Source organism: Luedemannella helvata (assembly GCF_039528415.1).
Taxonomy (GTDB): Bacteria; Actinomycetota; Actinomycetes; order Mycobacteriales; family Micromonosporaceae; genus Luedemannella; species Luedemannella helvata.
Window position 1 is genome coordinate 22,223 of sequence record NZ_BAAALS010000019.1, and the last position, 25,574, is coordinate 47,796.

20 protein-coding genes and 1 pseudogene are annotated in these 25,574 nt (G+C 70.5%); 10 read left to right on the top strand and 11 right to left on the bottom strand.

Going from position 1 to position 25,574, the window contains the following annotated elements; all coding sequences use genetic code 11:
- Nucleotides 1-18: 18 nt before the first annotated feature.
- The 5 genes from ABD191_RS18990 to ABD191_RS19010 form a co-directional block, all read right to left on the bottom strand.
- The gene (locus ABD191_RS18990) at nt 19-1,386 is read right to left on the bottom strand and encodes a ferredoxin reductase family protein (protein WP_344083534.1); all 1,368 of its coding nucleotides are present in this window, start codon (nt 1,384-1,386) and stop codon (nt 19-21) included.
- A gap of 76 nt (nt 1,387-1,462) precedes the next feature.
- A complete protein-coding gene (locus ABD191_RS18995) occupies nt 1,463-2,461 on the bottom strand; it encodes a LacI family DNA-binding transcriptional regulator (RefSeq protein WP_344083537.1) in 999 nt (332 codons plus the stop codon).
- Nucleotides 2,462-2,594: 133 nt separating this feature from the next.
- Nucleotides 2,595-3,443, bottom strand: a complete 849-nt coding sequence (locus tag ABD191_RS19000) for a carbohydrate ABC transporter permease (protein WP_344083540.1) — start codon at nt 3,441-3,443, stop codon at nt 2,595-2,597.
- Nucleotides 3,440-4,306, bottom strand: coding sequence for a carbohydrate ABC transporter permease (locus ABD191_RS19005; protein WP_344083543.1), 867 nt, complete (start codon nt 4,304-4,306; stop codon nt 3,440-3,442). Before ABD191_RS19005 ends, ABD191_RS19000 begins: the two co-directional genes overlap by 4 nt.
- Before the next feature lie 116 nt (nt 4,307-4,422).
- The gene (locus ABD191_RS19010) at nt 4,423-5,724 is read right to left on the bottom strand and encodes an extracellular solute-binding protein (protein ID WP_344083546.1); all 1,302 of its coding nucleotides are present in this window, start codon (nt 5,722-5,724) and stop codon (nt 4,423-4,425) included.
- 326 nt (nt 5,725-6,050) lie between these two features.
- On the opposite strand from ABD191_RS19010, the gene ABD191_RS19015 reads away from it, so the two are divergent.
- From ABD191_RS19015 to ABD191_RS19030, 4 genes are all read left to right on the top strand, one after another.
- The gene (locus ABD191_RS19015; RefSeq protein ID WP_344083549.1) at nt 6,051-8,441 is read left to right on the top strand and encodes a beta-xylosidase/alpha-l-arabinosidase; all 2,391 of its coding nucleotides are present in this window, start codon (nt 6,051-6,053) and stop codon (nt 8,439-8,441) included.
- Nucleotides 8,442-8,877: 436 nt separating this feature from the next.
- Nucleotides 8,878-10,047, top strand: coding sequence for a lytic polysaccharide monooxygenase (locus tag ABD191_RS19020; protein WP_344083552.1), 1,170 nt, complete (start codon nt 8,878-8,880; stop codon nt 10,045-10,047).
- Nucleotides 10,048-10,461: 414 nt separating this feature from the next.
- Entirely contained in the window at nt 10,462-11,994 is a 1,533-nt protein-coding gene (locus ABD191_RS19025; RefSeq protein ID WP_344083555.1) for a PASTA domain-containing protein, read from the top strand.
- A 135-nt stretch (nt 11,995-12,129) separates the two neighbouring features.
- On the top strand, nt 12,130-13,452 hold the full coding sequence (locus ABD191_RS19030) for an ATP-dependent 6-phosphofructokinase (RefSeq protein WP_344083558.1): 1,323 nt from the start codon (nt 12,130-12,132) through the stop codon (nt 13,450-13,452).
- On the opposite strand, the gene ABD191_RS19035 is transcribed toward ABD191_RS19030, so the two are convergent.
- Complete coding sequence (locus ABD191_RS19035; protein ID WP_344083561.1) at nt 13,449-13,928, bottom strand: pyridoxamine 5'-phosphate oxidase family protein; 480 nt, start codon at nt 13,926-13,928, stop codon at nt 13,449-13,451. The two genes, ABD191_RS19030 and ABD191_RS19035, sit on opposite strands and share 4 nt — an antisense overlap.
- Before the next feature lie 233 nt (nt 13,929-14,161).
- On the opposite strand from ABD191_RS19035, the gene ABD191_RS19040 reads away from it, so the two are divergent.
- A complete protein-coding gene (locus tag ABD191_RS19040; protein ID WP_344083564.1) occupies nt 14,162-14,473 on the top strand; it encodes a hypothetical protein in 312 nt (103 codons plus the stop codon).
- 148 nt (nt 14,474-14,621) lie between these two features.
- Here ABD191_RS19040 and ABD191_RS19045 read toward each other — a convergent pair whose 3' ends face one another.
- The 3 genes from ABD191_RS19045 to ABD191_RS19055 form a co-directional block, all read right to left on the bottom strand.
- The gene (locus tag ABD191_RS19045; protein ID WP_344083567.1) at nt 14,622-16,391 is read right to left on the bottom strand and encodes a putative bifunctional diguanylate cyclase/phosphodiesterase; all 1,770 of its coding nucleotides are present in this window, start codon (nt 16,389-16,391) and stop codon (nt 14,622-14,624) included.
- Nucleotides 16,388-17,194, bottom strand: a complete 807-nt coding sequence (locus tag ABD191_RS19050; RefSeq protein ID WP_344083570.1) for an SAM-dependent methyltransferase — start codon at nt 17,192-17,194, stop codon at nt 16,388-16,390. The genes ABD191_RS19045 and ABD191_RS19050 overlap by 4 nt, the downstream gene beginning before the upstream one ends.
- A gap of 76 nt (nt 17,195-17,270) precedes the next feature.
- Nucleotides 17,271-18,056: a VOC family protein gene (locus ABD191_RS19055; protein ID WP_344083573.1), complete on the bottom strand. Its 786-nt coding sequence runs from the start codon at nt 18,054-18,056 to the stop codon at nt 17,271-17,273.
- A 280-nt stretch (nt 18,057-18,336) separates the two neighbouring features.
- On the opposite strand from ABD191_RS19055, the pseudogene ctaD reads away from it, so the two are divergent.
- Nucleotides 18,337-19,992: pseudogene (gene ctaD, locus ABD191_RS19060) on the top strand (aa3-type cytochrome oxidase subunit I); the annotation flags it as partial.
- A gap of 166 nt (nt 19,993-20,158) precedes the next feature.
- Here ctaD and ABD191_RS19065 read toward each other — a convergent pair.
- Both ABD191_RS19065 and ABD191_RS19070 read right to left on the bottom strand, forming a co-directional pair.
- Nucleotides 20,159-20,713, bottom strand: a complete 555-nt coding sequence (locus tag ABD191_RS19065) for an isochorismatase family protein (RefSeq protein ID WP_344083576.1) — start codon at nt 20,711-20,713, stop codon at nt 20,159-20,161.
- 9 nt (nt 20,714-20,722) lie between these two features.
- The gene (locus ABD191_RS19070) at nt 20,723-22,015 is read right to left on the bottom strand and encodes a nicotinate phosphoribosyltransferase (protein ID WP_344083579.1); all 1,293 of its coding nucleotides are present in this window, start codon (nt 22,013-22,015) and stop codon (nt 20,723-20,725) included.
- Between the two features lie 211 nt (nt 22,016-22,226).
- Between ABD191_RS19070 and ABD191_RS19075 the strand changes: the two genes are divergently transcribed.
- The 4 genes from ABD191_RS19075 to ABD191_RS19090 are packed head-to-tail and all read left to right on the top strand — an operon-like array spanning nt 22,227 to nt 25,542.
- Nucleotides 22,227-24,221 carry a protein kinase domain-containing protein gene (locus ABD191_RS19075; RefSeq protein ID WP_344083582.1) on the top strand — a complete coding sequence of 665 codons (1,995 nt, stop codon included), beginning with the start codon at nt 22,227-22,229 and terminating at the stop codon, nt 24,219-24,221.
- A gap of 12 nt (nt 24,222-24,233) precedes the next feature.
- The gene (gene clpS / locus ABD191_RS19080) at nt 24,234-24,524 is read left to right on the top strand and encodes an ATP-dependent Clp protease adapter ClpS (RefSeq protein WP_344083585.1); all 291 of its coding nucleotides are present in this window, start codon (nt 24,234-24,236) and stop codon (nt 24,522-24,524) included.
- A gap of 2 nt (nt 24,525-24,526) precedes the next feature.
- Entirely contained in the window at nt 24,527-25,018 is a 492-nt protein-coding gene (locus ABD191_RS19085) for a DUF2017 family protein (RefSeq protein ID WP_344083588.1), read from the top strand.
- Nucleotides 25,019-25,056: 38 nt separating this feature from the next.
- Nucleotides 25,057-25,542 carry a M67 family metallopeptidase gene (locus ABD191_RS19090; protein ID WP_344083591.1) on the top strand — a complete coding sequence of 162 codons (486 nt, stop codon included), beginning with the start codon at nt 25,057-25,059 and terminating at the stop codon, nt 25,540-25,542.
- Nucleotides 25,543-25,574 lie beyond the last annotated feature (32 nt).

Consider the following 25,574-nt stretch of genomic DNA (forward strand, 5'->3'; position numbering starts at 1 on the left):
CCGCCGGAAGGACCTCATTCACCAGGAGAAGCGCTCGCTGTGCAGCTGGTCGCGGGGCACGCCGGCCCGGCGGGCCGCCGCCAGGACCGCGCGGGTCCACTCCGGCGGGCCACACACGTAGAAGTCGTGCTCGGCCGGGTCGGGGACAAGGTCGCCCAGCGTGACGCCCGCGCCGGCGGGCAGCCAGTCGTCGCCCGGCCCGCGCCCGCCGACCAGCAGGTGCACCTGGACGCCGCGCTCGCGGGCCAGCTCCGCGAGCTCCTCGCGGAGCACCAGATCGGCCTCGGTGCGCGCCCGGTAGATGAGCACGGCCTCGCCGGGGGCGTACTCGAGCTCCTCCAGCAGGGCGCGGAGCGGCGTGATGCCGATGCCGGCCGCGATCAGCGCCACCCGGCGCTTGCGCCGTACGGCGCCGGTGAGCCGGCCGTACGGCCCTTCGAACAGCACCCGGGCGCCGGGCCACAGGTGGGCCAGGCCGTCCCCGGCGTCCTTGACCGTGATCCGCAGGGTGTCCCGGGTGGGCGCTGCCGACAGCGAGTACGGGTGCGAGCGGGTCCAGCCGCGCGTGCCCAGGAAGCGCCACTGCAGGAAGTGTCCGGCCCGGATCGGCAGGCGGTCCAGCTCGCGACCGGTCATCTGGACGGACACGACGCCCGGCCCCTCCGGACGCACCTCGGTCACGGTGAGCTGGTGGCGCCAGCTGCGCAGCAGGGGCAGCGCGACGCGGAAGGCCAGCACGGAGCCGGCGGTGAGCAGGTACACCGCCCACAGGTACCGCTTGGCCCAGGTCTGGCCGAGGAACTCCGTGCCGTTCCACAGCATGTGCGGCATCAGCAGACCGATGCCCAGGTACGCGTACAGGTGCAGCAGGTGCCACAGCTCGTAGCGCAGCCGGCGCCGGGCCGCCCGCAGCGAGATGGCCACGACGAGTACGAGCAGGGCCGTGCCGGCGACCGCGTACAGCATGCCGCGCAGTTCCCAGACGATGCGCCACAGCTCGTGCAGGTACGGGTGGCCGTGGTCCCAGGTGTAGCCGACCCAGGTGGTCAGGATGTGCACCACCAGCAGGTGGAAGGACGTGAACCCCACCCACCGGTGCCAGCGCGCGAGCGTGTCCTGGCCGAAGGCGCGCTCCAGCCACGGGATCCGGGCCATGAGCATGACCTGGGTGAGCAGGAGAGCGATGGCGGTGAGGCCGGCCAGGCGGCCGATCGACATGACCGCGGGGGCGCCGAGTAGCACGAGGTCGTGCAGGCCGGGGGAGAGCCAGAAAGAGACGAGTACGCCCAGGTTGCCCAGCACCGCCGCGAACGCGACGACGCGGACGAACTTGTCTGGCGGGGCGAAGCGGGCACCGGCCCGGCGTGGGGTATCTATAGTCTGCACGGCTCCTCCGGCGATGTTCCGGTGCGGCGACGCTATCGTCCGCGCCTGGTGGACTCTGCCGGGAGTCGGACAGTCGTCATGCTGTGGTGTTACGGGCGGTGCTGGCCCGGACGACGAGCGGCGTGGCCAGCTCGACCCGGGTCGTGTCCAGCTCCTCGCCCGAGATCAGCGAGAACAGCATGCGGGTGGCCATACCGGCCATTTCGGTCAGCGGCTGGCGGACCGTGGTGAGCGGCGGCACCGCCCAGCGGGCCTCGTCGAGGTCGTCGAAGCCGACGATGCTCATGTGATCGGGCACCCGCATCCCGCGCTCGTACAGCGCCTCGTAGGCGCCGAGCGCCATCTGGTCGGCGCAGACGAAGATGCCCGTCGGCGGGTCGGGGAGGTCGAGCAGCGACATCGTCTCGCGGTACCCCGTGGGGCTGAGGAAGTCGCCGAAGCGGACGTAGCCCGGCGGCACGCTGAGGCCGGCGGCGCCCATCGCGGCCCGGTAGCCGTCGACGCGGGCCCGGCTGCACAGCACGTCCGTGGGGCCGCCGATGACGGCGACCTTCCGGTGGCCCAGGCCGATCAGGTGTTCCGTGGCGGCGAGGCCGCCGGCCCAGTTGGTGGCGCCGACGGCCGGGATGCCGGGAGCCGGCGTGCCGGCGGGGTCCACGATGACCACCGGCACGTCCAGCTCCTCGAGGCGGGCCTGCTGCCCGGGGGAAAGCTCGGAGAGGACCAGCAGCACCCCGTCGGAGCGGCGGGCGGCAAGATTCTGCAGCCACCGCTCGTCGGGGCGGGTGCGGTGCCGGCCGTGCACCGCCGAGACGACGACGGCCGAGCCCGCGCGGTAGGCGACCTCCTCGACGCCCGCGAGGATCTCCATCGCCCACGGGCTGCCGAGGTCGACGAAGACGAGGTCGATCAGGCCGACGTTGCTGTTCTGCCGGCCCCGCGGCGGACGGTAGCCGTGGGTGCGCAGCAGCTCCTCGATGGTGTGCCGGGTGGCCGGGGCGACGTCGGGTCGACCGTTGACCACTTTGGACACGGTCGGCACCGAGACACCCGCCGCCGCGGCGATTTCAGCCATCGTCGCACGGCGGCCGCGGGTGGCCTTTCCCGGCATCTTTCCTCCATCACCTGCTGGTCAGGGGGTTAATTGACCACCTAAGCCAGAGTGTATCCCGATAGTTTTCGATCCGGAGTAGTCCGTATCGGTGGACCTAGCCCTTGCTGGAGTCCGACGCGGTCAGGCCACCGATCAGCTGGCGCTCGGCAACCGCGTAGAAGATCAGCGCGGGAATCATCGCGATAACCACGTAAGCGAGGATCTTCGCGACGTCCGTCGCGTACTGGCTCTGGAACTGCTGCACACCGATGGGCAACGTCCACCAGCTCGGGTCGGTGAAGACAACCAGCGGAAGCATGAAGTTGTTCCAGCTGGCCACGATCGCCAGCACCGACACGGTCGCGAGGGCCGGACGGGCCATCGGCAGCAGGATGCGCCAGAAGAAGCCCCAGGCCCCGCAGCCGTCGATCGTCGCCGCCTCCTCGACCTCCACCGGGATCTGCCGGAAGAAGGACCGAAGGACGATGATGGTAATGGGCAGGCCGAACGCCGCCTGGGGCAGGATCACGCCCAGCGGGTTGTCCAGCAGCTCCATCTCCCGCAGGAGGACGAACAGCGGCAGGATCGCGACCGCGAACGGGAACATCAGCCCCACGGAGAAGAGGGTGAAGAACAACTCCCGGCCGCGGAACGCGAACCGCGCGAAGACGTACGCCGCGGCGGCCCCCGTCCCGACCACGAGGACCACCGTGCCGAGCGCGACCAGCAGGCTGTTGCGCATCGGGGTCCAGAAGTGCACGGACCCGAGGATCTCGGCGTAGTTGTCGAACACCCACGGCTTGGGTATGCCCAGCGGGTTCGTGGAGAGCTGACCGTTGGTCTTGAAACCGCCCAGCACACCGAACACGATCGGCACGACGATGAATGCCGCGACGAAGATCGAGATGATGTGCAGCCACACCGACTTGAGGCGTGACTTGGAACCCACCATGTCGCCGTTCATCGGTAGTCTCGCATGACCGTGATAGCTCCCTCGGTGTCGCGGCGCAGGACGAACCGCTGGTATAGCAGGGCGAAGATCAGGCTGAACACGAACATGACGATGCTGATCGCGCTCGCGTAACCCACCTGATAGCGCCTGAAGCCGATCTCGAACATCGTGACGGCCATCGTCTCGGACGAGTGGTTCGGTCCACCGCCCGTGAGCACCCAGACCAGGTCGAACAGCTGCAGGGTGCCGATGACGGACAGGAAGACGCTGATCCGGATGGTCGGCCCGAGCAGCGGCAACGTGATCTTGCGGAAGATCTCCCAGCTGCTGGCGCCCTCGGTGGCCGCCGCCTCATGCAGCTCGTGCGGGATGCCCTGGCGGGCGGCCAGGAAGAGGATCATGTAGAAGCCGAAGTACTTCCAGGTGATCACGAAGAACAACAGGTAGAGGACGATGTTCGAGTCGCCCAGCCAGGATGTCTCGACCTCGACGCCCACCAGGTTGAACAGGTAGTCGGCCAGGCCGATCTCCGGCGCGAACACCAGATTGAACAGCACGGCCGTGATGACCTCGGACAGCACGTACGGGGCGAAGAACAGCACCCGGTACACGGCCCGCCCGCGCAGCTTCTGGTTGAGCAGCATGGCCAGGCCCAGCGAGAGCGGCAGCTGGATGACCAGCGACAGCACGATGAGGATGCCACCGTGCTTAAGGTCGTCGATGAACACCGGGTTCTGGAACAACCTGGTGAAGTTCTCGAACCCGATGAAGTTTGTGGGGGCCCCGTAACCGTTCCACTTGAACATGCTGTTGTACGCGGCGAGCACGATGGGCGTGAGCACCATCAGGCCGAACAGCACCAGCGCGGGAAGCATGAAGGCCGCGACGGTCAGATAGCCACGCAGGCGTGATCGCGGCCGAGCCGGAGGACCCGACAGGTCCTCCGGCTCCGGCGTCGTGGTGGGTAGGGATGTTGCGGAGACCGACATTGTTACTGGGACTTCGCAACCTGGGTGATGGCCTGCACGACCTTCTCGGGGGTGCTCTGGCCGGCGATCAGCGCCGCCACGGCGTCGTTGACCTCAGCGCCCACGGCCGGCGGGAACGCCTGGTCGAGGTACAGCTGGAAGCCCGTCGCCGAGGCGAGGGTCGTCGAGACGGTCGTGATGTTCGGGTCCTTGATCGCGTCAGACGCGGACTTGTTCGTCGGCAGGGTGCCGTTGCCCGCAGCCGTGCGCTGGTTCTCGGTGTTGAGCAGGAACTTCAGGAAGTCCACCGTGGCCGGCGGAGCGTTCTTGCCGATGCAGAAGCCGTTGCCGCCACCGAACGCGTCGGTCGCCGAGCCCTTGCCGCCGTCAACCGCCGGGAAGGTGAAGAAGCCGACCTTGTCGCCGAGGCCCTTGCCGCTCGCGGAGGACGACGTCTGGGTCACCGGCGCCCACTGGCCCATGAGCTCCATCGCGGTGTTGCCGTTACCCATGTTCGCCGCCTGGCCGCCCGGCTTGTCGTACTGCGCGGCGAGGAAGCCCTTCTGGAACGGCTGCAGGTCGACGAGCGCCTTGAGGTGCGCGCCGGCCTGGATGAAGTCCGGGGTGTTGAAGTCCTTGCTCTCCGCCGCCGCCTTCAGCGCGTCCAGGCCCGCGGTACGCATGGCCAGGTACGCCCAGTAGAAGTGGCCGGGCCACTTGTCCTTGCCGGCGAGCGCGATGGGCGTGACACCCTTGCTCTTCAGCGTCGACACGGTCGTCAGGAACTCGGCCCACGTCGTCGGCGGGGCGGTGATGCCGGCCTTGGCGAACAGGTCCTTGTTGTACCAGAAGCCGACCATGCCGACGTCCCACGGGATGCCGTACAGCTTGCCCTCAACCGTGTACGGCTGCAGGGAGGCCGGCAGAAGGTCGCCGGTCCACGCCTTGGTGGAGTCCGAGAGGTCCTTCACCAGGCCGGCGTCGACCTGCTGGGAGAGCACGCCGCCACCCCACGACTGGAACAGGTCCGGCGGGTTGCCCGCCTGCCCGGCGGTGGTGAGCTTGGCCTTGAAGGCCTCGTTCTCCAGCGGCGTGATGTTGATCTTCACGTTGGGGTTAGCGGCCTCGTAGGCCTTCGCCATGGTGGCCCACTGCGTCAGACCGGGCTCGGTGGTCTGAATGTGCCACCAGTTGATGGTCTGCGGGGAGTTGTCATCGGCGGGGGGAGTCTCGTCGTCCGAGCCGCAAGCGCTGAGCGCCAGCGCGCCGGCGGTAGCGCCGGCGGCGCCGAGGAACGTACGACGGGACAGGTTTGGGGTGGTCATGTGCCGTCCCTTTCGAGGAGGCCGTTGCCGGATGGCGACGGCCCATATCGGTAAATGGCGGGGGCGGAGCAGGGGTGTTGCTGGGTGCTGAATCAGGTGGAACGGGGGCGGTGTGACTTTTGGGATGTTGCCGCGAAACTTTCGGGATCGGGCCCGATAGCTTCGAACAATGTGGCGCACGCTACGGCCACGTGAACCTTGGGTCAAGACCTATCGCATCTCGACATCGGACGCTACCGTGAGGCGAACTTTAGCGCGTGCGAGGCGGCAAACTTTCTGGAGAAGTATCGGAAGTTGTCGGATCGCAATGATCAGGAGGCTCCACCATGAGCGGAAGCGCCGGCCAATCGGCGGCGGAAACCATCCCGGCCGCAGCCGACGAGCGCGTTCTCGCCCCGTCCCCGCTGGACGGCGGGTCACCGTGGCGTGACCACACGCGGCCGGCCGCTGAGCGGGTCGCTGACCTGCTCGGCCGGATGACGCTGGCGGAGAAGATCGCCCAGCTGTATTCGGTCTGGGTGGGCGTGCGCGCTGACGGCGACGCGGTGGTGCCTCACCAGCACGAGCTAGCCCCGTCGTCGTACGAGTGGCCCGACGTCATCCGCGACGGCCTCGGACAGTTCACCCGGCCGTTCGGCACGGCGCCCACCGATCCGCTGGAGGGCGCCCGCGCGCTGGAGCGCCTGCAGGCCGACGTGACGACCAACAGCCGGCACGGCATCCCCGCCGTCGTCCACGAGGAGTGCCTCAACGGCTTCATGACCTGGGGCGCCACCGTCTACCCCACGCCGCTGGCGTGGGGCGCCAGCTTCGACCCCGATCTGGTTGAGGAGATGGCGTACCGGGTCGGCGCGCACATGTGGCGGCTGGGCATTCACCAGGGTCTGGCGCCCGTCCTCGACGTCACCCGCGACGCCCGCTGGGGGCGCACGGAGGAGACGATCGGCGAGGACCCGTACCTCGTCGGCACCGTGGGCACCGCGTACGTGCGGGGCCTGGAGCGCTCCGGGGTCATCGCCACCCTCAAGCACTTCGCCGGCTACTCCGGCTCGCGCGGCGCGCGCAACTTCGGCCCCGTCTCGGCCGGTCCGCGCGAGCTGGCCGACGTCTACCTGCCGCCGTTCGAGATGGCACTGCGCGAGGGCGGGGCCCGCTCCGTCATGCACTCGTACGCCGAGATCGACGGGGTGCCCGCTGCGGCGAGCGTCGAGCTGCTCACCACCCTGCTGCGCGACACATGGGGGTTCGAGGGCACGGTCGTCGCCGACTACTTCGGCGTGAGCTTCCTGGAGATGCTGCACCACATCGCCGACAACCGGGGCAGCGCGGCCGGGCTGGCGCTCGCCGCCGGGGTCGATGTCGAATTGCCGTCCATCCGGTGCTTCGGCGAGCCCCTCGTCGAAGCGATTCAACGGGGCGAGGTCCCCGAGTCGCTGATCGACCGCGCGGTCACCCGGGTGCTGCTGCAGAAGGTGGAGCTGGGCCTGCTGGACCCCGACTGGGCGCCGATCCCGGTGCTGGCCGGCGAAGCGGACCCGGTCGTCGACCTCGACCCGCCGGCCGACCGGGCGCTGGCCCGCAGGATCGCCGAGGAGTCCGTGGTGCTGCTCGCCAACGACGGCGCGCTGCCGTTGCGGGCGGGCGCCCGGGTCGCGCTCGTCGGCCCCCAGAGTGACACCGCCGACGCCATGCTCGGCTGCTACACGTTCCCGCGCCACGTGGCCAGCCAGTTCCCGGAGTACCCGGACGGGGTGCCCGTACCGACGCTTCTGACGGCCCTGCGCGAGGCGGACCTGACGGTGACCCACGAGGCCGGCTGCGGGGTGGACACCGACGACCGGTCGGGCTTCGCCGCCGCGGTCGCCGCCGCGCGCGACGCGGACGTCATCGTGGCCGCACTCGGCGACCGGTCGGCCCTGTTCGGGATGGGCACCTCCGGCGAGGGCTGCGACGCGGCCAACCTGGCGCTGCCCGGGGTTCAGGGCGAGCTGCTGGAGGAGCTGCTCGCCACGGGCAAGCCGGTGGTCCTGGTCCTGCTGACCGGACGCCCCTACGCGCTGGGCGCCTACGCCGACCGGCTCGCCGCGACCGTGCAGGCCTTCTTCCCGGGCGAGGAGGGCGGACCGGCCGTGGCGCGCGTCCTCACCGGCGATGTCAGCCCGTCCGGGCGGCTGCCGGTGAGCGTGCCGCGCACGCCCGACTCGACGGCCACGTACCTCGCCCCGGAGCTCGGCCACCTTTCCGATGTCAGCTCGGTCGACCCCACCCCGGTGTACCCGTTCGGGCACGGCCTGGCGTACACGTCCTTCGAGTGGTCGGCGGAGGAGAGCGAGCGGCTCGACTGGCCGACCGACGGCAGCGTCTCCGTGTCGGTCACGGTGCGCAACACGGGCGAGCGCGCCGGCGCCGATGTCGTCCAGCTGTACCTGCACGACGCCGTGGCGCAGGTGACCCGTCCGGTCATCCGCCTGATCGGGTACGCCAAGGTGGCGCTGGAGGCCGGCCAGGCGCGGCAGGTCACGTTCACTGTGCCGGCCGACCTGTGCTCGTTCGTCGGCCTCAACGGCCGGCGCGTCGTCGAGCCGGGCGATGTGGAGCTGCGCCTCGGCGCGTCCAGCGTGGACATCCGGCACACCGTCAAGGCCCGCCTCACCGGCGCGCTGCGGACGGTCGATCACCGTCGGGCCCTGCGTCCCGGCGTCACTGTCTCGCCGTAGCGCTCACCGGCGAAGAGACGGGGCCGGTCGGCAACGACCGGCCCCGTCGTCGTGCTGTCCGAGGGTTTCCGCAGGTCGACACGCGCCGTGATGGCGCGATCACCGGCCCGCTATCGAGGTGAAAGTTTCCCCGGCCAGACCTGGTGAGACCCGTGATAGACCCATGTTTATTGCTCTATCAACGGTATGGATGCTGCAATAAGTTCCTGCCGCGGCGTCTCTCGGGCTGGGACACCCGGTATCCGCCCCGCCTGGGAGCCGATGCGGCGGCGATGTCCGGCCGTGCCTGCCGGGCGTCACGAGTTCCCCTCGCACCTTCGACCGCGCCGCGCCGGCTGGCCACCGAAGAACCGGAAGCGCGACCGCGATAGCCACTCGGCACGCAATCCCGGACTGTCCCGTCCCTGAGGGCAGCCGGGCAAGGAAGGAGAGTCTGATGCGGATCAGACAGCGGCTCGCAGTGCTTTCGGCCGCAACTGTGTTGGCGACTACCGCGCTGACGGTGCTGACGCCGTCGGGCGCGCTCGCGCACGGGGCCATGATGCGGCCCGGTGCCCGCACGTACAACTGCTGGCTGGATGGCGTCACCCCGCAGGGTGACATCCAGCCCAAGAACCCCGCCTGCGCGGCCGCCGTCGCGGCCGGCGGCACGACCCCCCTCTACAACTGGTTCGGCGTGCTGCGCTCGGACGCGGGCGGCCGTACGACGGGTTTCATCTCCGACGGGCAGCTGTGTTCCGGCGGTAACCCGACGTTCGCCGCGTACGACGCCGCGCGTAACGACTGGCCCCTCACGCACCTCACGGCCGGCGCCGGCTTCAGTTGGAAGTACAGCAACTGGGCCCACCACCCGGGCACGTTCTACATGTACGTGACGCGGGACGGCTTCAACCCCACCTCTCCGCTCAAGTGGAGCGACCTGGAGTCCACGCCGTTCCTGACCATCACGAACCCGCCGCAGAACGGCTCGGTCGGCAGCAACGAGGGTCACTACTACTGGTCGGGCAACCTGCCGTCCGGCAAGAGCGGCCGCCACATCATCTACTCCCGCTGGGTGCGCTCGGACAGCAACGAGAACTTCTTCGGCTGCTCCGACGTGGTGTTCGACGGCGGCAACGGTGAGGTGACCGGCATCGGCACCGGCGGTGGGCAGACCTCGGCGGCGCCGACCACGCGGGCTCCGGTCACGACGGCCGGCCCGACCACGCGGGCTCCGGTGACCACGGCCGGCCCGACCACGCGGGCCCCGGGCACCACGGCCGGCCCGACCACCGGTGCGCCGGCGACGACCGGCGGCAACAACAACGGCGGCGCCTGCGTCGCGACCTACAAGACGGTGAACTCGTGGGGCAACGGCTTCCAGGGCGAAGTGACCGTCAAGAACAACGGGTCGTCGACCACGAACGCCTGGACAGCCACACTGACCTCGCCCAGCGGCCAGACCATCACGCAGGTCTGGAGCGGCACGGGATCGTCGAGTGGCTCCACGACGACGGTGAAGAACGCCAACTGGAACGGCACCCTGGGTGGCGGGGCCAGCACAGCGTTCGGGTTCATCGGCAGCGGCACCACCACCGCACCGACGGTGAGCTGCGTACTGTCGTAGTAATCCTCTGTAGATGAACACACCGTGGCCCGGGCCGAATGGCCCGGGCCACCGTGTGTTACTCCCCAGGAACCCTGCGTAACAAGGCTTCGCTGGTCCAGGATAGCCATCGGCCGGTGTCGCCGGAACCCGCCTTTATCGATGTCTGTCCGTACGGGTGGTATCCGTTCGGACGTGCGGCTTCGACTGGTGGGCGGGTGACCGTGTCGAGGGGAAGCGACATCATGTCCCGGTGCTATCCGTGCACTGAGGACCTGAGAGGCTTCCGTGACCAACCCCCACCTCAGCGGGCCGCTCGAGGGGCCCCCCGAGCTTTCGAGGCGAGAGGCGGAACCGCAGGCCGCATCCGCCGACAGCGTTCCTGACCCTGAGACCCCCACGACACCTGGCCCGGACGCCGAGCCCGACACGACCGTGACCACGCCGGTCGAACCTCAGGCGCCGGCCGGGCCGCAGACCGCACCCGGACCGGAGGCCGCGACGGGCGCCGCGCCTCAGGAGGCTGCCGCCGACGGCGGCGAACAGCGCACCGAGGAGGACGAAGGACCCGAGCCGGCGATGCCGGCCTCCGTGACCGCCACCGGCCGGCGGATCCCGCCGCGCGACGTCCGTGGCCGCTTCCTGCGCGGCCGTCGGGCACGTGCGGCCGCCGCGGCGGCGGCCGGCGGGGCGGCGTTCGCGGCCGACGAGTTCGACGACGATGAAGACGACGTCGACGCCCCGGCCGATGAGACGAGGGACCTGGCGGCCCCGGCCGGCGGTGCGGCAGCTGGTGCGGCTGCGGCCGCCGCCGACCCGGACACGGCCGCAGACGGCGCCACGACCGCAGCACCCGGTGACGGCGGAGCGGCTGCCGACGTGCCGGTCGACACCGACGTACCGGCTGACACCGACGTACCGGCTGACACCGACGTGCCGGTCGACACCGAGGTGCCGGTCGACACCGGCGTGCCGGCTGACACCGGCGGGCCGGCTGACACCGGCGTGCCGGCTGACACCGGCGTGCCGGCTGACACCGGCGTGCCGGCTGACGACGGCGTGCCGGCTGACGACGGCGGCGACACGGAGTCGGCGACGGCTGCTCCGGTCGTCGCCGCGGCTGCGGCCGCGGGGGCGACGGCGGCTGCCGCGAGGTCTGACGGGGACGCCCCGAAGGACGCCGCCGCCGACGCGCCGACGGGCGGCGCCGACGACGCTCCGACCGGCGGCAGCGACGATGCCCCGACGGGCGGCGCCGACGCGCCGGCCGCTGGAGGCGGCGCTGCGCCGGCGGCTCCTGGCGAGCCGGAGGAGAAGAAGGGGCGCCGGCGGTGGCTGCTTCTGCTGCTCCTCCTGCTGCTGCTCCTGCTGTGCCTGCTCTGCGGCTGGCTCGGGTTCGTCACCTGGTTCGACGACGACAAGGAGGCGAGCGCGCCCGTCACGCCGGGCGCCACGGTCACGGTGGCCCCCACGGCCGGGGGCACGCCGGGCGCGGGCGCCACCGGTGCGGCCGGCGGCACAGCGGCCCCGGGCGGCGCGACCCCGAACACCACGGCGGGCGCGGACACCACGGCGGGCTCGGGGACCACCGCGGGCGCGGACACCACCGCGGGCGCCACGGACGCGCCCGCCACAGCGGCGCCGGGTCCGTCGTCAGGATCGGGTTCGACGGCCGGGCCGGGTTCGACGGCCGGGCCGGGGTCGACGGCCGCGCCGGGCGGTGGTGACGCGACCTCCACCGCGTCGCCCAAGCCCACCGTGACCGTGCCGAACGTCGTCGGCAAGTCCGTCCGTGAGGCGGAGAGGATCCTGGAGGACGCGGGTCTGACCAATGTGGACTTCGACGGTCCCGGCGTACCGGTTCAACCGGACTGGAAGGTGACCAAGCAGTCCATCAAGGCCGGCACGAAGGTGGCGCCGGGCAAGCGGATCGTCATCACGGTCGTGGAGCTGTCCGGCCGCGGCTGACCGGCACGACTCAGAGGGCCCGGGGCGGACGCCCCGGCCCCTCGTCGTGACCGGCCGATTTCGGCCGCGTTGCTACCTCGTCTCAGCCTCCGGAGGCGCTTGACGCGCTCGCGAACGATGTTGCACGGTTCGCCTATGACCGACTCGCTGGACCTCTCGGTGAAGACCCTTGGCACCTGCCGGATCTCCTCGCCCCTCGGGACGCTGGTCCAGAACCGTCGGTCCACATTGCACTATGTGGACGAGACCGACGTGGTCCTGTTCGACGACACCCGCACGATGGTGGCCGGCCGTGGGGTGGGGGCGGAGGAGTTGCCGGGCTTCGAGCCGGGCGGTCCGCGGGGGCGCATCTTCTTCGACCCGTCCAAGACGCGGGTGGGCATCGTGACGTGCGGCGGGCTGTGCCCCGGCCTCAATGACGTGATCCGGGCGATCGTGCTCGAACTCACCAACCGGTACGGCGTACAACGGATCTATGGGTTCCGGAACGGTTATCAGGGGTTCGTCGCGAAGTACGGGCGGGCCGTCGTCGACCTCACGCCGGAGGTGGTCAGCGGCATCAACGAGTACGGTGGGACGATCCTGGGCACGTCGCGCGGCCAGCAGGACCCTTACGAGATCGTGGACTGCCTGGAGCAGCTCAGCCTGAACGTGCTGTTCGTCATCGGCGGTGACGGGTCGATGCGGGGCGCGCTGCGCATCGCCGAGGTGATCGCCGAGCGCGGGCGCAAGATCGCGGTTATCGGGGTGCCGAAGACGATCGACAACGACATCCCCTATATCGACCAGAGCTTCGGGTTCCAGACGGCGTTCGGCAAGGCGACCGAGACGATCCGGGCCGCGCACGTCGAGGCGCGGGCCGTGCCCAACGGCGTGGGCCTGGTGCAGCTGATGGGGCGGCACTCCGGCTTCATCGCCTGCTACGCGGCGCTGGCCAACAACGACGCCGACTATGTGCTCATCCCGGAGGTGCCGTTCGCCCTCGACGGTGACAACGGCTTCCTCAGCCACCTGCGTGCCCGGGTCACCCGCCGCGGGCACGCCGTTGTGGTGGTCGCGGAGGGCGCCGGGCAGGAGTACCTTCAGCACGAACCGCAGGGCTCGGACGCGTCGGGCAATCGCAAGCTGCACGACTTCGGCGTCTACCTGCGCAAACGGATCTTCGACTACTTCGCCGAGACCGACACCGAGGTCAACCTGAAGTACATCGACCCCAGCTACGCCATCCGCAGCGTGCCCGCCAACCCGTACGACAGTGTGTACTGCATCCGGCTGGCCCACGCCGCCGTGCACGCGGCCATGGCAGGCCGTACGGAGATGGTCGTCGGCCGGTGGCACGGCCGGTTCGTCCATATCCCGATGGCGCTGGCGATCAGCTCCCGCAACCAGGTCGATCCGGAGGGCGACCTGTGGATGACCGTGCTGGAGGCGACGAACCAGCCGCCGCGCTTCGGTTAGCGGACACTCACTTCCTGGCGCGGGTCCCTGCCGAAGTTGGCCTCGTCGTAGAGCACCCAGCTCGCCACCGAGATCTCGTAGACCCGGTGGTGAGCCTCGCCGTTGGCCAGCCGCTCGGGGTCGATCGCGTTGGCCGCCTTCGGCCACCGCGTGACGTAATGCTGGATCTGCTCGTTGATGCCGGTAGTGGGTAGCTCGCGGGCCGTGCCCTTGAACGCAACGCCCTGGACCGGTTGGCCGAGGGCGTCGAGTTCGATGGCCAGGATCGCACCCGCGACACGTGCATCGGTGCGGATGTTGGCGCAGTGGAACCGGTTGGGTCGGGAGATGAACCACAGGCGGTCCGGAGTGAAGGCACTCGCAAACCAGACATTGCACACGTACGGCGACCCGTCGCCGTCCAGTGTGGCGAGTTGGACCACCTTACCGGCCGTGACCTGCTGCTCAAGAATAGTGCGGGCGTTGGGCGTCACCATGCGGCCTCCAGCGCTCGGGAGTCCCGATCGTAACGCCGTGTCGTGGATCGCACACCCGCCGTCTCATCTACCACTCTCGGCTGATTCCCAGCTCCAATACAGATGGAGCGGGGGTTTGGTGTACACGATGACGGGAAATGACAAGCGCGCTAGGCGAACGCGGTTGATCGTCGCAGCCGAGCCCACCAGTGAGGAGCCCTGGCATGACTATCGCGAACAATGAGGACATGTGGATGACCGCTGTCCTCCGGCCGGCCGGCGTCCTGTCCGCGTCCGCTGTGGAGCGGCTGGCGGACGAGATGACGTCCGTCGCGCGTACGGCGAACATTGTCGTGGTCAACCTCGTGGCGGCGACGGTGACCGACGTGGAGGCGCTCGCCGCGGCGCTGAAGGGTCCCGGCTCGCTGCTGTCGGCGCCCGACAAGTGCCTGCTGCTGGTCGGCGCGGACGACGAGCTGCTGGCCGCGCTGGACCGGGCCGGCGGCGAGATCGCCGCCATCGATACCGAACCGTCCCCGGACGCGGATCTGGCTCTCGTCGGCTGAGCGAACCCGCGGGGACACCTGAGACTTGTTCCGTGGGGGACCGATATCCCGCGGTGCGGGCCCGTCCGATGACGTGGTGGCGTCGGACCGGGCCGCCGGGAATGGGGTCTCCAGGGGTCTGGCCTGATCAATGTTGTGGTGGCGTTGATCAGGCCAGACCCGACCCGGCGCCCACGAGGTCGCCGATCGCGCCCGCCGAGCCGGGGCGCCCGTAGAGCCAGCCCTGGGCCGCATCGCAGCCGATGGCGCGCAGCCGCTCGGCCTGGGCGGTCGTCTCGACCCCCTCGGCCGTGACCGTGAGGCCCAGGGTGTGGGCCAGCGACACGAGGGTGGCGAGGATGCGCTCGTCGGTCGGGTTGCCCGCCGCGTCGGTCGCGCGCAGGCCGGTCACGAACTCGCCCGCGATCTTCAATTCCCGTACGGGCAGGCGGCGCAGGTACGCCAGGTTGGAGTAGCCCGTACCGAAGTCGTCGATGGCGATGCGGATCCCGCGCGCCGCGAGCTCGCGCAGCGCGGCGATCGGCTCGGTGTCCGTCCCCATGATGGAGCTCTCCGTGATCTCCAGCTGGAGTCGCGCCGGATCCAGGCCGGTGCGGTCGAGGACGTCGAACACCTTGGTGACGAGCGCCGGGTCGTGCACCTGCCGGACGGCCAGGTTGACGCTGATGAAGCCCTCCGGCTTCGGCTCGGGCCACCACCGGGCGGCCTGCTCGCAGGCCTCCTCAAGGACGGCATAGCCCAGCCGGAGGATCAGGCCCGTCTCCTCAGCGAGCGGGATGAACTCGCCCGGCTGCAGCCGGCCCAGCTTGGGGTGGCGCCAGCGAACCAGCGCCTCGACCCCGACCAGCGTCCCCTCGAAAAGCGAAACCATGGGCTGGTACTCCACGACGAACTCGCCGTGTTCGAGGGCGGCCGGCATCTGGGCCGACAGGGCGTAGCGCGCGATCTCCAGGTCGTCGCGGGCCGGGTCGAACAGCGCCCATCGGCCCTTGCCGGCCGCCTTCGCCCACTGCAGCGTGATGTCCGCCGCCCGCATGAGGTCGGTCGGGTTGGCGCCCGCGGCGGGCGACTGGGCGATGCCGATGCTGGCCGTGACGGCGAGTTCGTGGCCGTCGATGTGGACCGGCTCCGCGATGGAGACGAGCACCTCGTCGGCGATCGCGATCAGCTCGTCCGTGTCGGTGGGGTCGGTGACCAGGATCACGAACTCGTCGCCGCCCATCCGGGCCACGAGGTGGCGGTGCGAGGCGACCTGCTGGCCCAGCCGGGAGGCGATCGCGACGAGCAGGCGGTCGCCGACGCCGTGACCGAGGCTGTCGTTGATCACTTTGAAGCCGTCAAGGTCGATGAAGCAGATCCCGACCTGGCCGCCTCCGTCACCGCCCAGCGCCTCGGCGAGGCGGTGCGCGAACAGGGCCCGGTTCGGCAGCCCGGTCAGCGGGTCGTGCGTGGCCTGGTGCCGGAAGCGGGCCTCGCTGGCCCGTAGCGCCTGCTCGGCCTGCACGCGCGCCACCAGGGCCGCCTGTCGGATCGTCTCCTGCTCGTCGAGCGTGCGATCGCGGATGGCCTTCGCGTACCCGGTGGCCAGCGAGCCCAGCAGCCGCCCGATCCGGTCGGCGTCCTCGGGCGTGGTGGCGCCGAGGTCGCGCAGCAGGCGCAGCTGCATCACCTCGATGGTGCGCCCGAGTGCCTCGGCCGCCGTGAAGTCGGCGGCCACCAGTTCGGTGCCGATGTCGTGTCCGATCCCGGGCGAGAACGGCTCCTGGCGCAGCGCGGCCGCGAGCCGCTCCGTCAGCCCGCCCAGGTACTGCTCCACCTCAGCGACCGTCAGCGGCACATAACAGGTGCCCGTGATCGCCTTCGTCCAGGCTCGGGCGAAGGCGGCCACCCCGGGCGAACCCGGTGCGCTGTCGGTCATTCCTTGCGCCCCACCCCGCCCAGTACGCCCGTTCGCTCAGGGTGCTCGCCCACCTCGTCGGGGGAGTCCGGGCGCCACTCGGGCACCCACACCACGCCCGGCGGCACGAGGGCGAAGCCGTCGAACAGCGCGGTGAGTTCGGCGCGGGTGCGCAGCGTCAGCGGGTTCGCGGTGCGGTTGTAGACCGCCTGGCCGGCGGCCCCCTCCTGCGGCCGGCTGTCGGGCGAGCCGTGGCTGAGCACCAGATAGCTGCCGGAGGGCACGGCGTCGTGGAAGGTGCGCAGGATGCCGGCCGGGTTTTCATCGTCCGACACGAAGTGCAGCATGGCCACCAGCATGACAGCGATCGGCCTGTCGAAGTCGAGCAACGCGCGCACCTCGGGGTCGGCGAGAACGCGCTCTGGCTGGCGGCCGTCCGCCTGGATGGCCGTGGCGTTGCCGTTGCCGGCGAGGATCTTGCGGCTGTGCGCCACCGCCACGGGGTCGATGTCGACGTAGGCGACCCGGGCCGTGGGGTCGGCCTGCTGGGCGATCTCGTGGACGTTGCCGAGCGTCGGGATGCCCGACCCGATGTCGAGGAACTGGCGAATCCCGGACTCGGCCAGGAACCGCACGGCCCGGCGCAGGAAGGCACGGTTGGCCCGCGCGCCGACCTCCACGTCCGGGATGACCGCGCGTATCTGCTCCACCGCGGCCCGGTCGGCCGCGAAGTTGTGGTTGCCGCCGAGGTAGAAGTCGTACATGCGCGCCGCGCTCGGGCGCTCTATGTCGATCTCCTCAGGTGCCCAGTCCGGTCGGTCCATAGCGTCCCTCGGGGTGAGGTGGATGATCACTGTCATTGTGCCCGTACCGGGCAAACCTTGGCCAGCCTGGGCGAAGTTACAGTGCGGCGTGGGTGGTGTCGAGAAGCTCCGGAATCGGCTCGAAAACGCCGAAGAGGGCGCCCTGGGGGTCCACCAGGAACGCGGCCGTCCCCACGCCCAGGAACATCGGCCGGAACGCGACCGCACCGCCGAGCTCGCCGCACCGCCGGGCCGCCGCCGCGCAGTCGGCCACCTCGACAGTGATGCCCCAGCGGGGCGGCAGGGCGGCCGGCATGTCGTCCGTGATCGCGACCAGCCCGCCGACCGTGCGGCCGGCCGTGTAGAACTCGCCGTAGTCGACCGACGCGGCCAGCTCCCCGGCCCGCACCGACCAGCCGAAGACCTCCTTGTAGAAGGCGGTGGCGCCGGCGGTGTCGCGGGTCCACAGCTCGCCCCACGACGGGGCGCCGGGCTCGCGGTGCACCTGCGTGCCCGGGAAGGTGGTCCGCTGCCACAGCCCGAAGACCGCGCCCTGCGGGTCGGCGCAGATGGCCGCGCGCCCCCGGGTGCCGACTTCGGCGGGCGGCGACACGACGCGGCCGCCGGCCGAGGCCACTGCCGCTGCGGTGGCCTCGATGTCGTCCGTACTCACAAAGACCACCCAGGCCGCGGGCCCGCCGTCCGACGCGGTCGCACCCGCGGCGACCAGGTCACCGAGGCGGAAGTCGAGGCGCCCGGCGCCCGGGCCGCCCGTCGCCGTCCAGCCGAGCAGCTCACCGTAGAAATCCGTCACGCTCGCCGGATCCGGGCAGAACAGGTCGACCCAGCACAGAGCGGCTGCTGGGTATCCTCGTACGCGCATGCCGCATCCCTCCCGAGGTGATAGTCCCGGGGACGTTACGCCAGTGTTAAGGGCATGGATTCGTCCGAAGGTCTCGTTGTCGTTGACGAAACATCTTCAAGCTCGCTGAAACGCGTCGTATCGCCCGGCGCGGGGCCGTCGCCGGCGGGGCCGTGGACCACCTCCCGCATTCCGTGCGGGCGCGTCCCGTGACCCCGTGGTACGCGTGTGACGGGGAGGGATTATTCTGCGTCCGAGGTACGCCACAGATCTTGTAAGCCAGGTGACCAGGAGGCCCCGAGTGACCACGGTTGCACCGAAGCCGATCGTGACCCGGCCATGGCCGGTTCACCAGCCGGTCAAAGGCTCGGCCTTCGCGCGCCTGCTGCGGACGACGGACGCCAAGCAGATCGGCCTGATGTATCTGGTCACGTCGTTCGTGTTCTTCATGATCGGCGGCATCATGGCGCTGCTCATGCGCGCCGAGCTGTTCAGTCCGGGCATGCAGTTCCTCTCCCCGGAGCAGTACAACCAGCTCTTCACGATGCACGGCACGATCATGCTGCTGCTGTTCGCGACGCCGGTGCTGTTCGCCTTCGCGAACTACATCGTGCCGCTGCAGATCGGTGCGCCGGACGTGAGCTTCCCTCGGCTCAACTCGCTGGCGTACTGGCTGTACCTGTTCGGCGGCACGCTGACGGTCGCCGGGTTCATCACGCCCGGCGGGGCGGCGGACTTCGGCTGGTTCGCGTACACGCCGCTGTCCAACGTGCAGAACTCGCCCGGCCCGGGCGCGGACATGTGGATCGTCGGTCTGGTGATCTCCGGCCTCGGCACGATCCTGGGCGCGGTCAACATGATGACCACGATCCTCACCCTGCGCGCGCCGGGCATGACGATGTTCCGGATGCCGATCTTCACGTGGAACATCCTGGTCACGAGCCTGCTCGTCCTCATGGTGTTCCCGATCCTGGCGGCCGCGCTGCTCGCGCTCCTGTCCGACCGGCAACTCGGCTCGCACGTCTATGATCCGGCCACCGGCGGGCCCATGCTCTGGCAGCACCTGTTCTGGTTCTTCGGGCACCCCGAGGTGTACATCGTGGCGCTGCCGTTCTTCGGCATCGTCTCCGAGGTCATCCCGGTCTTCTCCCGCAAGCCGATCTTCGGCTACAAGGGCCTGGTCGGCGCCACGATCGCCATCGCCGCGCTGTCCATGAGCGTGTGGGCGCACCACATGTTCGTCACCGGCAAGGTGCTCCTGCCGTTCTTCAGCTTCCTGAGCTTCCTCATCGCCGTGCCGACCGGCATGAAGTTCTTCAACTGGATCGGCACCATGTGGCGAGGGCAGCTCACCTTCGAGACGCCGATGCTGTTCTCCATCGGCTTCCTGGTGACGTTCCTCTTCGGCGGCCTGTCCGGCGTGCTGCTGGCGGCCCCGCCGATCGACTTCCACGTCTCCGACTCGTACTTCGTGGTGGCCCACTTCCACTACGTGCTCTTCGGCACCATCGTGTACGCCGTCTACGCGGGCGTGTACTTCTGGTTCCCGAAGATGACCGGACGCATGCTGGACGAACGCCTGGGCAAGGTGCATTTCTGGCTCACCACGATCGGCTTCCACATGACGTTCCTGGTGCAGCACTGGCTGGGTACGGAGGGCATGCCCCGGCGGTACGCCGACTACCTGGCGTCCGACGGCTTCACCACCCTCAACATGATCTCCACGGTCGGCGCGTTCATCACCGGTATCTCGACGCTGCCGTTCCTGTGGAACGTGTGGAAGTCCTACACGACCGGGCGCGTCGTCACGGCGGATGACCCCTGGGGCCACGGCAACTCGCTGGAGTGGGCGACGTCGTCCCCGCCCCCGCTGCGCAACTTCGACCGCATGCCGCGCATCCGCTCCGAGCGGCCGGCGTTCGACGCGAAGTTCCCCGAGATGGCCGTGGACACGTCCCGCGAGGCGACCCTGAGCATCCACGCCAGGGACGCGGTGAGCACGGCCCCGGCCACGACGGACGAACCGCCCAGCGGCAAAACGGCCGGCGAACGCTAGCCTTCCATCGCATTCAGCTGCGGCGGGAATCAGCCCCTGTGGGGCCGGTTCCCGCCGCAGCTTGGCGTTAGCGGAGGGCGATGCCCGCCTGGCGCATCGCCGACAGGGCAGCCTCCGTCGTCTCGGCAGCGACGCCGGCCGTGTAGTCCAGGAGGACCGTCGTGTCGAAGCCCTCCGCCGCCGCGTCCAGGGCGGTTGCCCGTACGCAGTGGTCAGTGGCGATGCCGACCACGTCCACGGCGTCGACGTCGCGCATCCGCAGCCAGGCGGCGAGGCCGATGCTGCCCGCGTGGCCCTCGAAGCCCGAGTAGGCGGCGGCGTGCTGGCCCTTCTCGAAGACGGCCTCGATCCTGTCGGTGTCGAGGGCCGGGTGGAACTCCACGCCGCCCGTACCGACGACGCAGTGCACCGGCCAGGAGTTGACGTAGTCGGGCGGGTTGCCGAAGTGGGCGCCCGGGTCGACGTGGTAGTCCTTCGTGGCCACCACGTGGTCCCAGCGGCCCTCCCCGGCGCGCAGCGCGGCGGAGATGCCGGCCGCGACGGCCGCGCCGCCGGTCACGGGCAGGGAGCCGCCCTCACAGAAGTCGTTCTGCACGTCCACGATGATGAGCGCGCGGGTCACAGCAGCCTCCTAGGCACGGGCCGGGATGACGGTAAGCGGGATAGCGGGGTCGCCCGAGGACAGCTTGAGGCCCTCCCACGGGATGGAGATCAGGCACTGTCGCAGATGATCGCGGGACTGCTCCAGCGTGGGCACGTCGGGCACCACCCTGCCGTCGCGGACGAAGACCCGCTGCAGCGGACGGTCGTGCGGGGCGGGATCAACGGTCCCCTGCGAGACCACGATCTCCTCCGTCGCCGTGCCGGTCGGCTTGTGCCGGCGTACGGCTGTCTTGCGCCCGCCCACCGTGGCCTTGTTCTCGGAGCGCTTGACCACGGGCCGCCCGTCGACCTCGACGAGCTTGTAGACCAGGCCGGCGGTGGGGGCGCCGGAGCCGACGACGACCGCCGTCCCGGCGCCGTAGATGTCGACCGGCTCGGCGGCGAGCGCCGCGATGGCGTACTCGTCGAGGTCCCCGGAGACGATGATCTTCGTGTCGGTCGCGCCCAGGGAGTCCAGCAGGTCGCGCGACTGCTGGGCGAGCACGGACAGGTCGCCCGAGTCGATGCGTACCGCGCGCAGCGCCGGCCCGGCGACCTCGATGGCGTTGCGGATGCCCTGGGAGATGTCGTACGTGTCGACGAGCAGCGTCGTCTGCTTGCCCAGCGCGGCGACCTGGGCGGCGAAGGCGGCCGGCTCGTCCTGGTGCAGCAGCGTGAAGGCGTGCGCGGCCGTCCCGGCGGTCGGGATGCCGTACCGGTGCCCGGCCGCCAGGTTGGAGGTGAACGCGAAGCCGGCCAGATAGGCCGCCCGGGCCGCCGCCACGGCCGCCTCCTCGTGGGTGCGGCGGCTGCCCATCTCGATGATGGGCCGCCCGCGCGCCGCGGTGACCATGCGGGCGGCGGCGACCGCGACGGCGCAGTCGTGGTTCAGGACCGACAGGATCAGCGTCTCCAGGACCACACACTCGGCGAACGTGCCGGCGATCGTCAGGATCGGGGAGCCGGGGAAGAACAGCTCTCCCTCGGCGTACCCGCTGATCTCGCCCGTGAACTCGTAGTCGGCCAACCACGTCGCTGTCGGTTCATCGACAACGCCGGTCCGCTGGAGGAACTCGATCTCCTCCGGGGTGAACCGGAACTCGCGGACGAGGTCGAGCAGCCGGCCGGTGCCCGCGACCACGCCGTACCGGCGGCCGGGCGGCAGGCGGCGCGCGAACACCTCGAAGACGCACTGCCGCTCGGCGGTTCCGTCGCGGAGGGCGGCGCTCACCATCGTCAGTTCGTAATGGTCCGTCAGCAGGGCGATGTCAGGGCGTGTCACGGTTCCAGCCTAGGTGGTCACCGACGGCGGGCGAACGGATCGGATCTGTGATGCCCAACCCCCACGCCCCGACGCGGAACCCGTACACTCGGTGGCTCAGCTCAACCACCGACCGTGGCGGCGCGTGTACCCAACGAGCGCGACCGGCCTCGCACGGACTGCTCCGCACCCCTGGTTCATCCTGGACAGACTCAGTGAAGGGCCGCTCGCCGTGAGCCGACACCGCGCGGGCGGCGACGGTGATGCCGAGCTCGCGCCCGGCGTCCAGTTCGCCGCATACGAGGTTCTGCAGCGCCTGGGAGCCGGTGGCATGGGAGAGATCTACCTGTGCCGGCACCGGATGCTCGACCGCGTCGACGCGGTGAAGGTCCTGCACCGCTACTACGCGAGCGATCCCGTCTACCGCAAGCGGCTGCGCCTGGAGGCGCTGTCCGCCGCGAAGCTGCGACACCCGCACATCGTCACGATCTACACCGCCGACGAGGCGGACGGCCTGCTGTACCTGGCGATGGAGTACGTCGAGGGGGCCGACCTGGCGGCCGTCATCGAGCGGGCCGGCACGCTGGAGCTGGCGCGCACGGTCGCGCTCCTCACGCCCATCGCGGGTGCCCTCGACATGGCGCACGCCGAGCAGATCGTGCACCGCGACGTGAAGCCCAGCAACGTGCTCGTGGCCCCGGACGACCGGTCGTACATCACGGACTTCGGCATCAGCAAGTGGGTCGGGGACACCGACCGGCTGACGGCGACCGGCGAGTTCGTGGGCACGGTCGCCTACTGCGCGCCCGAACAGCTCACCGGCGAACCGCTCGACGGGCGCTGCGACCAGTACGCCCTGGCGTGCGTGGCGTACGAGTGCCTGACCGGGCAGCCGCCCTACCCGCGGGACAGCCAGGTGGCCATGATGGCCGCGCACCTGACCCTGCCCCCGCCACGCATCCGCGACCTGCGGCCGGACCTGCCGCCGGAGGTCGACGGCGTGTTCGCCCGCGCCATGGCGAAGACGGCCGACCGGCGCTACGCCAGCTGCGCGGCGTTCGTCGCCGCGCTCGCCGACCTGCTCCCGGGCGCCGAGGCGCCGTCGACCCGGCCGGCCCCCGGCCCACCACCGCTGCCCCGGTCGTTGCCGCACGAGTCGACCGGCCCCGCGTCCCTGGCCGGCAGCCCGCTGCTGCGGTCCAGCGTCGTCACGCCGCCGCCCGTCCTGGCGGTGATCGGTGGACCGGGCGCCGGCGAGGTGCTCATCGTGCCGGAGACCGGCCTGCAGTTGTCCGGCGGCGGGCACGACGCCCGGGTCGATCTGACGCCCGGCGGGCTGCGGCTCGCGCCGTTCGGGCCGGCCCGGGTCAACGGGCTGCCCGCGGACGAGGGCTGCGACCTGCGGCCCGGCGACGTGGTGTCGGTGCGCTCGACGCTGCTGCAGGTGCGTACGGCCGCCGAGCCGTGGCGCGACCCGTTCGGCGACCCGGACGTGGGCTGGGTGGGGCTGGACCCGCTCGCGGTCTCCCATCTGGCCCGGCAGGGCCGGCCCGGGTCTGCCACGGTCGGCAAGGACAACGAGCTGATGGTGCGGGTGGGCTGGCGGCACGGCACGCCGCCGGGGCCGGTGGCGGTGAAGGTGGGCGCCCTCGACACGCTGGCGGTGCGCGGCGAGCCCGCGCTGGCGGCCGGCCTGTTGCGGCGCGTGGTGACCCAACTGGCGGTCCTGTACGCGCCGGACGACCTGTCGCTGGTGGCGGCGGTCGCCCCGGTGCCGGACGACGACTGGGGCTGGCTGGCCGACCTGCCGCACGCGCGCGCCCTGCCGCTGGTGTCGCGCGACGGGGGCCCGGTGCACAGCCGCCGCCACGCGAAGCTGCTCGGCGCCTCGCTGCGCGCCCTCGTCGACACCCGCCACCGCAGCGGGCGCACCCGGCCGCGGGTGGTCGCGGTGATCGACGAGCGCCTCGGGGGCATCCCGCGCGGGCTGGTGGGCCCGGGCAGCGCCCAGGTGGGCGTACATCCTGTGGTGGTGTTGCCGCCGCGCGCGAAGGTGCCGACCGGCGTGGGCATGCACCTGGAGCTGGATCCGCACGGCGGCATGGGCCTGCATCTGGGCCGGCACGGCATCCCCGCCCAGACGGGCGTTCCGGACGGCGTGAGCAGCCAGTACTCCCGTTCGATCACATCGGCGTTGCTCTCGCGGGCGGGAGCGCCCGGCGGTTAATAGGATGGGGGCGTGGCGACTCCACTCGCGGTGCCGACCGAGACACCCGATGTCGACGAGGTGCCCGGCGCCGACCGGCCCTGGGTCACGATCGTCTGGAACGACCCGGTCAACCTGATGCAGTACGTGACCTGGGTCTTCCAGAAGCTGTTCGGGTACAGCCGGGAGAAGGCGGAGAGCCTCATGTTGGACGTGCACCACAAGGGCAAGGCGGTGGTCTCGTCGGGGGCGCGCGAGAAGATGGAGCACGACGCCTCGGCCCTGCACGGGTACGGGCTGTGGGCCACCGTGGACCAGCAGTAGTGATGTTCTATCGCGACGGCGCCGAGCTGGTGGCGCACCTCGACCGGGAGGCCGCGCTCGTGCTGCGCCAGTTCGCGGTGCAGCTGACCGAGATGCTCGGGGACGAGCCCGACCGCGACGACCCGGTGGTGGCCCGGCTGCTGCCGGACATGTACCGCGACGACCCCGAGGCCGCCGCCGAGATGCGGGAGCTGACGGAGGACGACCTGCGGGCGGCCAAACTCACCGCGTTCGGCGAGATGATCGCGGACCTGCCGCGCGACGGCGGTGACGTACGCCTCACCGAGGAGGCCGCTGACACGTGGGTGCGCGGGCTCACGGACATGCGCCTGGCCCTGGGCCTGCGACTGGACATCCGGGATGACACCGACTTTGAGACCGAGATCGACGACGCGGTGGCGGCCGACCCGACCTCGCAGCGGGTGCGCCAGCTGGCCGTCTACGGCTATCTGACCGGTCTGCAGGGATCGCTCGTCGATGCCCTGATGGACTAGGGTTACTTGATCAACAACCGCAAGGTAGCCTTGGCTGCGTGCTGAGCATCGACGCGGGGATCCTTGAGGCGATCGTTGCCCACGCCCGTCGGGACCACCCGGACGAGGCGTGCGGTGTCGTGGCCGCGCCGATCGGGCAGGAAGGCCCGCAGCGGCACATCCCCATGGAGAACGCGGAACGGTCGAGCACCTTCTACCGCTTCGACTCGATGGAGCAACTGCGCGTGTGGCGCGAGATGGACGACCGGGACGAGGAACCCGTCGTCATCTACCACTCGCACACCGCGACCGAACCCTACCCGTCGCGCACGGACATCAATCTGGCGAGTGAGCCGAACGCCCACTACCTGCTGGTCTCCACGCGCGAGCCGGGTCCGGCGGAGGTCCGTTCGTTCCGCATTCTGGACGGCGTGGTGACCGAGGAGCCGGTCCGCGTCCTCAATGCGATCGTGGATCCCGTGGCAGTGCAGTCCTACATGTTCGGGCAGAGCCCGACGACGGTCGATTACGAGTGTCGCGCCTGATCTTCTCCAGGCCCCCGTCATCACCGTCCGAC